The 11,884-nt window shown below is 70.9% G+C and carries 10 protein-coding genes and 1 pseudogene; 7 read left to right on the top strand and 4 right to left on the bottom strand.

Annotation, left to right across the window (positions count from 1 at the left end):
* Positions 1-863: 863 nt before the first annotated feature.
* The 3 genes from ACIQRL_RS34655 to ACIQRL_RS34645 all read right to left on the bottom strand — a co-directional run bounded on the left by ACIQRL_RS34655 (position 864) and on the right by ACIQRL_RS34645 (position 4,184).
* Complete coding sequence (locus tag ACIQRL_RS34655; protein WP_401339070.1) at positions 864-1,424, bottom strand: hypothetical protein; 561 nt, start codon at positions 1,422-1,424, stop codon at positions 864-866.
* A gap of 260 nt (positions 1,425-1,684) precedes the next feature.
* Entirely contained in the window at positions 1,685-2,635 is a 951-nt protein-coding gene (locus ACIQRL_RS34650) for a PhzF family phenazine biosynthesis protein (RefSeq protein ID WP_401339067.1), read from the bottom strand.
* Positions 2,636-3,056: 421 nt separating this feature from the next.
* Positions 3,057-4,184: a Ku protein gene (locus ACIQRL_RS34645; RefSeq protein WP_401339326.1), complete on the bottom strand. Its 1,128-nt coding sequence runs from the start codon at positions 4,182-4,184 to the stop codon at positions 3,057-3,059.
* Between the two features lie 53 nt (positions 4,185-4,237).
* Here ACIQRL_RS34645 and ligD point away from each other — a divergent pair, with 53 nt between their 5' ends.
* Positions 4,238-5,119 carry a non-homologous end-joining DNA ligase gene (ligD, locus tag ACIQRL_RS34640; RefSeq protein WP_401339065.1) on the top strand — a complete coding sequence of 294 codons (882 nt, stop codon included), beginning with the start codon at positions 4,238-4,240 and terminating at the stop codon, positions 5,117-5,119.
* Positions 5,120-5,162: 43 nt separating this feature from the next.
* Here ligD and ACIQRL_RS34635 read toward each other — a convergent pair whose 3' ends face one another.
* A complete protein-coding gene (locus ACIQRL_RS34635; protein ID WP_401339062.1) occupies positions 5,163-5,966 on the bottom strand; it encodes a nuclease-related domain-containing protein in 804 nt (267 codons plus the stop codon).
* Positions 5,967-6,065: 99 nt separating this feature from the next.
* On the opposite strand from ACIQRL_RS34635, the gene ACIQRL_RS34630 reads away from it, so the two are divergent.
* From ACIQRL_RS34630 to ACIQRL_RS34605, 6 genes and pseudogenes are all read left to right on the top strand, one after another.
* Positions 6,066-6,572 carry a dual specificity protein phosphatase family protein gene (locus ACIQRL_RS34630; RefSeq protein WP_401339059.1) on the top strand — a complete coding sequence of 169 codons (507 nt, stop codon included), beginning with the start codon at positions 6,066-6,068 and terminating at the stop codon, positions 6,570-6,572.
* Positions 6,573-6,748: 176 nt separating this feature from the next.
* A pseudogene (locus ACIQRL_RS34625) lies at positions 6,749-7,469 on the top strand (ATP-binding protein); the annotation flags it as partial.
* A 71-nt stretch (positions 7,470-7,540) separates the two neighbouring features.
* Positions 7,541-8,188 carry an SH3 domain-containing protein gene (locus ACIQRL_RS34620; RefSeq protein ID WP_401339056.1) on the top strand — a complete coding sequence of 216 codons (648 nt, stop codon included), beginning with the start codon at positions 7,541-7,543 and terminating at the stop codon, positions 8,186-8,188.
* An 89-nt stretch (positions 8,189-8,277) separates the two neighbouring features.
* A complete protein-coding gene (locus tag ACIQRL_RS34615) occupies positions 8,278-9,654 on the top strand; it encodes an FtsW/RodA/SpoVE family cell cycle protein (protein ID WP_401339053.1) in 1,377 nt (458 codons plus the stop codon).
* Complete coding sequence (locus tag ACIQRL_RS34610; RefSeq protein WP_401339050.1) at positions 9,651-11,108, top strand: penicillin-binding transpeptidase domain-containing protein; 1,458 nt, start codon at positions 9,651-9,653, stop codon at positions 11,106-11,108. Before ACIQRL_RS34615 ends, ACIQRL_RS34610 begins: the two co-directional genes overlap by 4 nt.
* A 211-nt stretch (positions 11,109-11,319) precedes the next feature.
* Positions 11,320-11,793, top strand: a complete 474-nt coding sequence (locus tag ACIQRL_RS34605; RefSeq protein WP_401339047.1) for a DUF3291 domain-containing protein — start codon at positions 11,320-11,322, stop codon at positions 11,791-11,793.
* The last annotated feature ends 91 nt before the right edge of the window (positions 11,794-11,884 follow it).

Here is an 11,884-nt window from a genome sequence, read left to right as displayed (position 1 = left end):
TGTTGGGCTTACTGGCGCATCACTGACCGTTCTCCCCCGCCGCAAGTTGCCAGAAGGCCTGCATTTCCCTGTATCCGGGCAGCACTCCATGCCGTCACCGAACCGCTGACCGGACCAGAGGCCTTCAACCCGGCTGCGGTCACGAGAGGCGGCAGGCGCCGAAGGCGGCACTAGCCAGAGGACCGCAGCTCGTACCCTCCAGCAGCGATGGCCGAGGTCCTGTAAACACTTCCCCCGATCGAAACGCGAAGGTTGGCCCCGACGCCAACTGACTCCCCATCAGTCAAGCGACATGACGCCAGCAGATCCCCGCACCGGCGTCCACTCGACCCGGAGGGGTAGAGGGACGCAAGGAACCCGGGGTATACACAGAATATCCACGCCCTCTCCACAACATCACGCCCGTGTCGGAATCGTGATGCTGCCTGGCGGGCAAAAAGACCAGGCCGAGCCGCATGTCACAGCCCACTCCTGCTGGCCACGCGCCAACTCCAGGCGTGCTCCGGTCTGTCGATCCGCCTGTGCGCGCAGTCCCTCACTCGGGCGCATTGGGCGCTCACTCCATACGATCACCGCAGGCTGGCATGAGCTTCAGCGAAATGCGCTCGATGCTGCTGCCTTCGGCACGCCCTCCCGGCCCCAACGAGCAGCTCACAAAACGTCCGTGGACTACCTGCGGACGAAGCTCGCGCCAACTGGCGCCCAAAGGCCTGTGACCTTCTGAAACGTGAGCAACGCACGGGCCCTCCGGAGCCGTGTGCGCAGGTTCGAATCCTGCCGGGGGCACCCCTTATGAGGTGCCCAAAGACCCCGTCACCAGCGGAAACGCTGAGGCCGGGGTCTTCGCGTATGTGCGGGGAGGTTCAGTCGTTGCCCGGCGTGGGTGGCGGGGTTGTTGGGAGCGCCCAGATTGGATCCTGGGGGTCTGGGCGGCCGTGGAGGCGGCTCGGGATCGGTCCTGGGACAGCCAGTCGATGGCGGGCGATTGCGGTGAAGGACCGGCGTCGGTCCTCGACAAGGTCTCGAAGCTCGAACCAGCGCTCCTGCGTGGATACCTCGCGGACAAGAGCAAGCTGAGCTCGCCAGATCTCCTCGTCGATCGCATGGGCGGCGTGGGCGATGTCGTGGTCAGCCACAAGACTCACCATCGCTAAGGCGTCGTTCCACGGCCGCCAGTCGATGGTCGAGACCCCGTCTGTCGATTCGCCCGCCGGCTGACCCCTCACTTCCCGAGCCAGCCGGCTCAGTGCTATCAGGATCGCGGCGGACTCCCGCAATACCTGTGCACAAGCATCCGTCTGCCGTTCCCAGGAGCGCTGTCCTCGTTGCGCCCGGCTACTGACGGCGGAGCCCGCGATGACGCCCAGCAGAGTTGTTACTACGGCACCGCCCGTGGTGGCGATGAAGTTCCAGTCGATGGTCACACCTCCCAGTCTCAGTGCCACACACAGCCTCCGGGAAGCATCTTGGTGGCCGGACTCGCTCGGCAGAAGACCTCCCTGGCCTGCTCGGCGCCGTGAGGTGGTCGAGGGCTACGGCGTCACCGAGTCTTCGGTTCACGGCGGTGCCGCAGGCCCGGTCGACGTCCAGCCAAGGGAGTTCGACCGGGGCTTCTGATCGCTGACCCGCGTCACGCGCAGAAATGCATGCTCGATCGGTGTTGAGTCCCGGAGCAGGCGGGCAGTCAGGCCCTGGGGGCGTTTCTCATGTGCTCGACCCTGGCCGTTCCGCCCAGTTGGATGCGGGGTCCCCGGGGGCCTGGGGTGGCTGTGGTCGTGATGGTGGCGGGGCTGCCCAGGGCGTCGCCCATGTCGATGGTGAGCTCAGTGGTGCCGTGTGCGGCCAGGTAAGCGGCCAGGCAGGCGCTGCTGTTGGCGTTGGCTATGTCCTCCGGGACGCCGATCGACGGTGCGAACATGCGGGCCGCAAGGGAGCCTGAGGGTGACGGCGGGGAGTAGACGTACGCGCCCAGCAGGCCGAAGCGGTCGCAGGCGGCGCGGAGTTGGTCGAAGTCCGGATTCAATGCGGTGAGCGCCGCGCGGTCGGGAACGGGGACCAGGAGGCGCTCCCTTCCCATCGCCGCGACGCGTACGTCCTGGCCGGGCCCGTCCGCGCCGGGCCTGTCCGCGCCGGGGCCGTCCGCGCCGTACTCGTCCACGCCGGGCTCGTCCCGTGCCACGCCGAGGGCTTTCAGCGCTAGGGCCCGCTCGGGCTCGGTCGGTTCGCGCAGGTCCACGGGGCCTGGATCGAAGGCGGCGGCGAAGTGGCCCCCACGCGGTTCCGACCAGCCTTCGAAGACGCGCCTCGCTGTCCGGAGGGTGGCCTGGTAGGACTCCGGGGCGCCGTTCCGCGACGCGGAGTGCGCGAGGTATGCCAGCGCGGCGACCGTTCCGTGGCCGCAGGCCGGCAACTCCCCCTCCGCGGTGAAGAAGCGCAGGTCCACCGTCGGTTCTCGGGTCTCGCCGGGGTGCACTCTGACGTAGACGGCGTGCGAGGTTCTCGCATTCACCGGTACCCGGCGCCGCTCCTCGTCGCTCAGGTTCGGATGTGCCTCCTCCAGCACCACGGCGGTGGGGCTGCCGCCCGCGCCCCCGCGCAGGCAGGCATGGACGAGGGTCACGGGCGGCGCGCTCATCGGCCGCCCCCTGGGCGGTGGTTGGGCCTGCGGACGGGCCTCTCGCGCGGCGCCGCGCATCCGCCCGGCCTTCCCCGTAACTCCGCGTATCGGCCCGGCCTTCCGGGCGGCTCCGCGTACCGCCCCGTGCTTCCCCGTAACTCCGCGTACCGTCCGGGCCTTCCCGGTAACTCCGCGTACCGTCCCGGCCTTCCGGGCGGCTCGCATCGTCCTGGCATCCTGAGCAACTCCTCGTATCGCTCCGACCTCTGGGCACCTCACATCGCCCCAGCCGCCCCGCCACCCCGCCGACGTCAGGGGCGAGTTCCGCGCACCGTGGGCGCCACCGGCGCCGCACGTCTCCGTCACTCTAACCAGGCCCGGGAGGGCGGGGAGGCGCGTCCCTCGGGCTCCCAGGCCTGCAACCCGGCCCGGGTATCCGTCAGGCGGACGCCCGCTTGTGCGAGGTCGTCTTCTTCGCCGGCGCCTTCTTCGCGGCGGTCTTCTTGGACGTCGTACGGGAGGTCGTCGACTGGGAGGCTGTCGTGCCGCCGGAGCGCTTCGCCGTGGTGCCGGTGGTCGTCTTGGCGGTCGACTTCCTCGCCGTCGACTTCTTCGCCGCGGTCTTCTTGGCCGCCGGCTTCTTCGCCGTGGACGTCGACTTCTTCCCGCCGACTTCCTTCGGTGTCGTACGGGTCGACCCACGGGCGGCGGTCTTGCCGGCCGGCAGCGGGGTGACCTCGGCGTCCTCGCCGGTCGCGGTGGTCTCCTCGGCCTCCTCGCCCCGCGACTCCTTGGCCGCGCGCACGCTCTTCTCCAGGGCGGCCATCAGGTCCAGCACCTTGCCGCCGGCCTTCTCCCCGGAGGGGGCGGCGGGTGCCTCGTGGCCCTCGGCCTTGGCGGTGACGAGTTCCTCGACGGCCTCGCGGTAGTCGTCGTGCAGGTCTTCGAGGTCGACCTCGCCGAGGGTGTCCATCAGGGCGTCGGCCAGGTCGAGCTCCTTGTCGCGGATCGTGATGGCGGCGTCCGGGGCGACCTCGTCGGTGGCGCGGATCTCGTCCGGCCACAGCAGTCCGTGCATGGCGATGACATCGTCGACGACGCGCAGCATGCCGAGCCGCTCCCGCCCGCGCAGCGCGAACTTCGCCACGGCGACCTTCTGGCTGCGTTTGAGGGCCTCGCGCAGCAGGACGTACGGCTTGGCGGCCGGGACGCCGTTCGCGGCGAGGTAGTACGCCGTGTCCATCTGGAGCGGGTCGATCCGGTCCGCCGGGACGAATGCCACGATCTCGATGGTCCGGGTGGTCGGGATGGGCAGTGAGGCCAGATCCTCGTCCGTGATGGGGATCAGCGTGCCGTCCGCGTCCTCGTAGGCCTTGCCGATCTCGGCGGTCGAGACCTCGCTGTCCTCCAGCTCGCAGACCTTGCGGTAGCGGATGCGGCCGCCGTCGTCGAGGTGGATCTGGCGGAAGGAGATCGCGTGGCTCTCCGTGGCGTTCACGACCTTGATGGGGATGCTGACCAGGCCGAAGGAGATGGCGCCGTTCCAGATGGATCGCACGTGCAGCACCCTTCCGATCACGTTGAGCGATTTTTGTGCCGTTTTCGTGGGATTGTCATGGTATGACGCCGATCACGGAGGTGGAGGGCAGAAGGCTCGCGCTCACCAATCTCGACAAGGTCCTCCATCCGGCCACCGGCTTCACCAAGGGCGAGGTGCTGCACTACTACGCCACCGTGGCGGACGTACTGCTCCCCCATCTGCGGGACCGGCCGGTCTCCTTCCTGCGCTATCCCGACGGGCCGGACGGGCAGCTCTTCTTCACCAAGAACGTGCCGCCCGGTACGCCCGGCTGGGTCACCACGGCCGAGGTTCCGCGCACCGAGGGGCCCGCGCGCATGGTCCTCGTCCAGAACCTGGCCTCCCTCATGTGGGCGGCGAACCTGGTGACGGAGTTCCATACGCCGCAGTGGACGATCGGCACGCCCGGGATCGCCGACCGGATCGTCTTCGACCTCGATCCGGGGGCGCCGGCGACGGTCGTGGAGTGCTGCGAGGTGGCGTTGTGGCTGCGCGAGCGGCTGGCCGCCGACGGGATCGAGGCGTACGCGAAGTCGTCCGGGTCGAAGGGGCTGCATCTGCTGGCCGCCGTCGCACCGACACCGTCCGCCGACGTCAGCGCGTACGCGAAGGAGCTGGCCGTGGAGGCGGAGAAGGCGCTGCCCCGCCAGGTCGTGCACCGGATGACGCGGAGCCTGCGGCCCGGAAAGGTCTTCGTCGACTGGAGTCAGAACGCCGGCCGGAAGACGACCGCCACTCCTTACACGCTACGGGCACGGGCGGCGCCGACGGTGTCCGCGCCCGTGAGGTGGGAGGAGGTCGAGGAGTGCGGGTCGCCGGACCGACTGGCGTTCCAGGCAGCGGACATCGCGCCCCGCGTGCGGGAGTTCGGCGATCTGCTGGCCCCGCTGTTCGACCCGGAGCGCGCGTGCCCGCTGCCCTGAAGGGCCCGGCGAGGGCCGCGGGCGGGCAGCGCCCGGTCCGGGTTCACACCCGCAGCCAGGTGTGCCGGTCGCGGGCCATCGCGTGCAGGGCCTCCACGTCCGCCGGCTTGAGCACCCCGCCGAGCCGGGCGAGGCCCGCGAGGTCGGTGTCCCGCAGGACGCGTACCTCGCGGGGGAGCACGGGTGTGTCGAGACGGGCGGGTCCGACCACGGCGAGGACCGCGCGGACCTCGGCCGTCAGGGCGTGGGACGCGCGGTCGGCGTCGGCGCGGACCCGGCGGAGCAGCGGACTCGGTTCCCGGCGGCCGACGGTGACCATCGGGTCGGCGACCAGGACCCGCTGTTTACGGGCGTACAGGCTGTGTACGCAGAAGAGACCGGCGGGGCCGATCACCAGGTGGTGGACGCGGTCGCCGCCCGGCAGCGGGACCGAGTGCAGGGTGTGCCAGCCGCCCCCTTCCAGCTCGTCGAGGGCGGCTCCGACGGCCTGCTCGGCGGCGAGCGCGCGGCGGCGCGGGTCGGGGCGCAGCCGGTGTGCCGGGCCGGGGTCGCGGTCGAGGTCGATCACGAGGGCCTCGCCGGGCCGGTTCGGCGCGAGATCGTCGTCCGGGTGGAGTGTCAGCCGGGCCAGCTCGGCCGGGGTCGGCACGGGCGGCGGCCCGACGGTCACCGGGCCGGTCAGGAACGGGCCCAGCACTCCGAGCACGTCCTCGCGCCGGTCCTCGCTGAGCAGATTGACCCTGGCCGTCTCACGGTCGTACCAGGCGACGCTTCTCCCGTCGGTCAGGCACACATACAGACGCTCCTGTCCGTGCCGCCGGGCCGGTACGACGCGCAGTCCGTTCATGCACCATCACCCCACGACCATGGGAACAGGCGGGGTGCTCCCCGGGCAAGAACCCGGTTACCTTTGGCAGGAGTTGGGGGAGTTGGGCGGGAGGCGCCGGTGCGGACTCGTAGAAGATATCCGGATGTTCCGGCACCGGACAGCCCGTGGAGTGAGATCGTGCCCGGCCTGTGGATGGGCGGCCATGAGTTCGCGGGGCGTTCGGGACAGCCCGAATCCGCCGTCGTACACGATGAGTTCGACCTGGTCCTGACGCTTCTGCGGCTGCCCGGGCACGGGCCCGACCCGGGCGTCGAGCACCATGTGTGGCCGATTCCGGACGGGCCGTTGGACGGAACGCAGCTCACGGGGGTCATGCGGCTCGCGCGGGCCGCCGACGACGCGCTGGAGGACGGGCGCCGAGTGCTCGTCCGCTGCTATCACGGGTACAACCGCTCGGGACTGGTCGTCGCGCACGCCCTCACGCTGGCGGGGCACGGCGCCGAGGACGCGATCCGGCTGATCAGGGCCCGGCGCTCGCCCTGGGCCCTGCACAACGACCTGTTCGTGGAGTACCTGCGGGCCGGGCTCGACACGGCACGCCTCCTCGAGGAACTCGCGGAGTAGCGGGGTAGCGGGGTAGCGGGGTAGCCGAGTAGAAGAACTCGCGGAGCGGCCGTGGAGGAGCAGCGGCACAGGCGTCGGGCGTCCGTACGGCCCGGGCGGCCCGGGCGTCCGTACGGCCCGGGCGGCCCGGGCGTCCGTACGGCCCGTACGGACTGCGCGTGCGAACAAAAAGGACGCGCGCCCAGGATCCGACGCGCCCGCAGGACGAGGTGGCCGCGGTCGCCGGAGCCCTCGACACGATGGCGTCGTCGTTGCAGGGCAAGCTGCAGAGCGAGCAGCGGCTCACGGCGGACGGGGCGCACGAACTGCGCACTCCGCTGACCGGGCTGCACGCGGCGGCCGAACTGCTGCCGCCGGGGCGGCCGACCGAACTGGTGCGCGACCCGGTGGCCGCGCTGCGCACCCCCACCGAGGACCTGCTGGAGATCTCCCGGCTGGACGCCCGCAGCGAACGTCTGGAACTGGACTCGGAAGCGCTGGTGCCCCTGGCCGAACGGGTGGTGCGTGCCTCGGGCACCGACACCGAGGTCCGGGTGACGCGGGGCGCGCGGGTCGAGACCGACCGGCGCCGGCTGGAGCGGGTGCTCGGGAATCTGGTCGCGAACGCCCACAAGCACGGCAGGGGGCCGGTGGTGCTGACCCTGGACGGCCCGGTGGTCACCGTCCGGGACCACGGGGACGGCTTCCCCGGCTACCTCCTGGAGCACGGGCCGCAGCGCTTCCGCACCGAGGGCGGTTCGAAGGGCCACGGACTCGGCCTGACCATCGCGCTGGGCCAGGCGGAGGTCCTGGGTGCGCGCCTGGTTCGCGAATGCCCCGGACGGCGGAGCGGTGACGACGCTGACGCTCCCTCAGGGCGGGTGGGAGGAGCCGGGCATCTCCGATGGCGGAGTGTGACCTGCGTTCCCCGGCTCCCGATTCTAATGTGGCGGTAAGTCAGGTTCGCCCCCTTTCCGGAGGAGCCCTCCATGTCCCTGCGATCCACATACACCCGAATCGGCATGGCCCTCGCCGCCGGCAGCCTCGTCGCCCTCGCCGGTGCCGCCCCAGCCCTCGCCGACGGCGAGGGCGGCACCGGAAGCGGCGACACCCACCAGTGGAACACCAGCGGTGGTGGGGGCGATGGCGGTGGCGGTGGCGGAAACGGCCAGACCTCGAACAACGGGGGCGGTGGCGGCGGAAACGGCCAGACGTCGAACAACGGCGGGGGCAACGGCAACGGCCAGACCTGGAGCAACGGCGGTGGCGGGGGCGACGGCAACGGCCAGACCTGGAACAACGGCGGTGGTGGTGGAGGCGGCAACGGTCACGAGCAGGGGAACGGGGACGGGAACGGAGACGGGAACGGCAGGGACGACGGTTTCGGTCAGAACAACCCGCGCCTGTACCAGGGCAGGGTCACCGCCCGCGGCGGCCTGGCCCTGCGCAGCTCCCCGACCCGCGGCAGCCAGCTGATCCGGGTCGCACGGCAGGGCGAGATCGTCTCCATCTTCTGCAAGACCCCGGGCCAGACCGTCGAGGGCAACCCCCTCTGGTACCTCCTGACGGACGGCACCTGGGCCTGGGGCGCCGCGCGCTACATCGACAACATCGGTCCGTCCCCCCGCTGGTGCTGACCCGCCGGTGCCGAAGGATGACGAACCGGACCGGCCCGTTCGTCATCGCGTAACGGGACATCGGGGCGCCCGCTTGCTACGTTCCGGACATGATCCTGCCCGGAATGTCCGGAACGGCCGTGGCGGCGGAGCCGGCCCCTCCCGCTGAACGCCTGCCCAGGCGCCGTGGCATCGAGCTCACCCTCATCGTCGTCGCCGTCCTGCTCTGCGTGTACGGCTACTGCGCCGTCGGTCTGGCCAGGAACGGCACCGTCCCGCCCGGCGCCGCCGGATACGGCGCCGGGCTCGGCGTGCTCGCGCTCCTCGCCCATGTCGCCGTGCGCCTGCGGGCCCCGTACGCCGATCCCCTGCTGCTGCCCATCGCCGTCCTCCTCAACGGCCTGGGCCTGGTGCTGATCTACCGGCTCGACCTGGAGACCCCGGCCGACCAGGCGGCGCCCATCCAGCTCATGTGGTCGACGCTCGGCGTCGCGTTCTTCATCGTCGTCGTGCTCTTCCTGCGCGACCACCGGGTCCTCCAGCGCTACACCTACGTCTCGGTGGTCGGCGCGCTCGCCCTGCTCGTGCTGCCGATCTTCTTCCCGGCCGTGAACGGCGCCCGCATCTGGATCCGGATCGCCGGATTCTCCATCCAGCCGGGCGAGTTCGCGAAGGTGCTGCTCGCGGTCTTCTTCGCCGGCTACCTCGCCGCCAACCGCAGCGCGCTCGCCTACAGCGGCCGCCAGGTCTGGCGGTTCAGACGGCTCCAGCTTCCCACCGGCCGGATCCTCGGCCCGATCGTGGCGATCTGGCTGCTGAGCGTCCTGGTCCTGGTCCTGGAGCGGGACCTCGGAACCTCGCTGCTCTTCTTCGGCCTGTTCGTGATCCTGCTCTACGTCGCCACAGGCCGCACCGGCTGGACCGTCGTCGGGCTGTTGCTGGCCTGTGTCGGCGCGGTCGCCGTCGGCCGTCTCGAACCGCATGTGCACAGCCGGGTGCAGGACTGGCTGGACCCGTTCGCGTCGATCGCCGCGGGCCAGGGTCCCAACCAACTCGCCCAGTCCCTCTTCGCGTTCGCCGCCGGAGGCATGCTCGGCACCGGGCTCGGGCTCGGCCACTCGATCCTCATCGGCTTCGCCGCCAAGTCCGACTTCATCCTGGCGACCGCGGGCGAGGAGCTCGGTCTGGTCGGCCTGTCCGCGATCTTCCTCCTCTACGGCCTCCTCGTGGAGCGCGGCTACCGCGCGGGCCTGTCCCTGCGCGACCCCTTCGGCCGGCTGCTCGCGATCGGGCTCGCCTCGATCGTGGCCCTCCAGGTCTTCGTCATCGCGGGAGGCGTGACCGGCCTGATCCCGTTGACCGGCATGGCGATGCCGTTCCTCGCGCAGGGCGGCTCCTCGGTCGTCACCAACTGGATCATCGTGGCTCTGCTGATCCGGATCAGCGACTGCGCCCGCGGTCAGTACGACGGGACACCGGCCCCATGACCAAGTACATCCGCCGGGCCGTCGGACTGTGCGCCGTGCTGCTCGTGGCCCTCCTGGTCAACGCCGCCCGCGTCCAGGTCGTCCAGGCCCCGTCGTACGACCACAACCCCGCCAACCGCCGTCCGGCGATCGCCCGTTACGGCCAGCCGCGCGGCGACATCGTCGTCGACGGCCGGACGGTCACCGGCTCCAAGGACACCGGCGAGCAGCTCCGCTACGAACGGACGTACCGGGAAGGCCCGTTGTACGCGCCCGTCACCGGCTTCTCCTCGCAGCTCTACGGGGCGACGCTGCTGGAGGGCACCGAGGACGGCGTCCTCTCCGGCTCCGACCCGATGCTCGCCCCGTTCCCCCTGCTGAACGGCCTCACCCGGGCCCGTAGTCCCGGCGGCGGGGTCGTCACCACCCTCGACGCGGCGGCGCAGCGCGCTGCCTACGAGGGGCTCGGCGGCCGCCGGGGCGCGGTCGCCGCGATCGAGCCGACCACCGGCCGGATCCTGGCCCTGGTGTCCACGCCGTCGTACGATCCCGCGCTGCTGTCCGGGACGGGGCCGGCCGTGTCGGCGGCGTGGGCGCGGCTGAACGGGCGGTCCGACAAGCCGATGCTCAACCGGGCGATCCGCCAGACCTATCCGCCGGGGTCGACGTTCAAGGTGCTGACCGCCGCCGCGGCGCTGGACTCGGGTGTGGTGGCCGATGTGGACGCGCCGACCACGTCACCGGACCCCTACCGGCTCCCCGGCACCACGACGCGGCTCACGAACGAGATCGAGGGCTGCGAGGACGCCTCCCTGCGGTACGCCTTCACCTGGTCCTGCAACACGGTCTTCGCGAAACTGGGCGTGGACGTCGGGCTCGACGACATGACGAGGACGGCGGCGAACTTCGGCTTCAACGACCGCAAGCTGCGCATCCCCTTCTCGGTGGCGCCCAGCAACTTCGATCTGCGGCTCGACAAGGCACAGTTGGCGCTCTCCTCCATCGGCCAGTTCGACACCCGCGCGACTCCGCTGCAGATGGCGATGATCTCGGCGGCCGTCGCGGGCGACGGTTCGGTCAGGACGCCGTACCTCGTGGAGAGGACGACCGCGCACGGTGGCGGGACGCTGGCCACGACCGGCCCGCGGACCCTCCACCAGGCGATGAGCGCGTCGACGGCGCAGCGGATGCGCGAACTGATGACCGACGTGGTGGAGAAGGGCACCGGAACCGTGGCCGCCATCCCCGGCGCCACCGTCGGCGGGAAGACCGGCACCGCCCAGCACGGCATCGGCAACTCCGGTACCCCGTACGCCTGGTTCATCTCCTGGGCCCGGGCCGACGACTCCATGGAGCCCGCGGTGGCCGTCGCGGTCGTCGTCGAGGACGCGGCGGCGGACCGGGGGGACATCACCGGCGGCGGGTTCGCGGGGCCGATCGCGCGGGCGGTGATGGAGGCGGTGCTGGGGTCGTGAGGGGGTCTCCTCACTCGGGCCGTGAGGGGGGCCTCTTCTTTCTCTCACTCCGTGAGGGGGTGGGCGAGGCGCGCCCGCGAACGGGGCAAGAAGGCGTTCCCTCACTCCGTGAGGTGGTGGGTGAAGCGCCCGCGAAGGCGGCAAGAGGGCGTTCTCTCACTCCGTGAGACGGGGGGTGTGGTCGTCGCCATGGCCGACCTACCGTTCGGTCATGACTGAGTCGACAGCCTCGTACGAGCTCGCACAGGTCAATATCGCCCGCCTCAAGGCACCTTTGGACTCACCCGAGTTGAAGGACTTCGTCGAAGCCCTCGACCCCGTGAACGCCGTCGCGGACGCGGCGGACGGATTCGTCTGGCGTCTGCAGAACGACACCGGCAACGCCACGGACCTCCGCGTCTTCGGTGACGAGTGGCTGATCGTCAACATGTCCACCTGGCGCGACACGAACGCGCTGACGGCGTTCATGTACCAGGGCCTGCACCGTGAGCTGATGGCGCGGCGCCGTGACTTCTTCGAGCGGCTGGAGGAGGCGGTCACCGCGCTGTGGTGGGTCCCGGCCGGCCATCGCCCCGCGGTCCCGGAGGCCGAGTCCCGCCTGCTGCATCTACGTGAACACGGGCCCACCAGGCACGCGTTCACCCTGCGGACGTCCTTCCCGCCCGGGGCGGCGGAGGAGTCCTAGTGAGCTGGTTGTGAGTTGGTTCGGCACCACGTGGGTTGCTTTCCGTACCACTTCACGGGTTCGCATACCTGGTGCCGATTGGCTGCGGTCT

It is taken from the genome of Streptomyces sp. NPDC091209 (assembly GCF_044757755.1).
Classification (GTDB): Bacteria; Actinomycetota; Actinomycetes; order Streptomycetales; family Streptomycetaceae; genus Streptomyces.
Note: the sequence above shows the minus strand (reverse complement) of the source record. Positions and strands in the feature narration are given on the sequence as shown.